Origin of the sequence: Streptomyces sp. NRRL S-646, assembly GCF_000720765.1 — a bacterium.
Lineage (GTDB): Bacteria > Actinomycetota > Actinomycetes > Streptomycetales > Streptomycetaceae > Streptomyces.
In genome coordinates, this window is sequence record NZ_JODC01000085.1 from 1 (window position 1) to 559 (window position 559).

The 559-nt window shown below is 69.1% G+C and carries 1 protein-coding gene; it reads left to right on the forward strand.

The window, feature by feature from the left end:
* Positions 1-559: acyltransferase domain-containing protein (locus IH68_RS51345; RefSeq protein WP_037886707.1), on the forward strand; the 559-nt coding region annotated here is incomplete at both ends.

Below are 559 nucleotides of genomic sequence, written 5' to 3' on the forward strand. Positions count from 1 at the left end.
GGTGTCGCTGGCGGCGTTGTGGCGTGCTTGCGGGGTTGAGCCGTCGGTGGTGGTGGGTCATTCGCAGGGGGAGATTGCTGCGGCGGTGGTGGCGGGTGGTCTGTCGTTGGAGGACGGGGCGCGGGTGGTGGCGCTGCGGTCCAAGGCGATCCGGGCGATCGCCGGCCGCGGTGGCATGGTCTCTCTCGCTCAACCCCTGGCGGATGTTGAGGAGTTGCTGACGGCTTGGGCGGGCCGGATCGACGTTGCGGCGGTCAATGGTCCGGGTTCGGTGGTGGTGGCCGGGGATGCGGATGCGCTGGATGAGCTGATGGCCCACTGCGAGGGCCACGACGTGCGGGCGCGTCGTATCCCGGTGGACTACGCCTCCCACACGAGGCATGTGGAGGCCATCGAGGCCGAGCTGGCCGAGGTTCTCGCACCGGTGGTCCCGCGTTTGGGTGTGGTGCCGTTCTTCTCGACCACCGAGGCCGAACTCATCGACACAGCTGGTCTGGACGGCGGGTACTGGTATCGCAACCTGCGTCAGCGGGTGCGGTTCGCGGACGCCGTGCAGGGT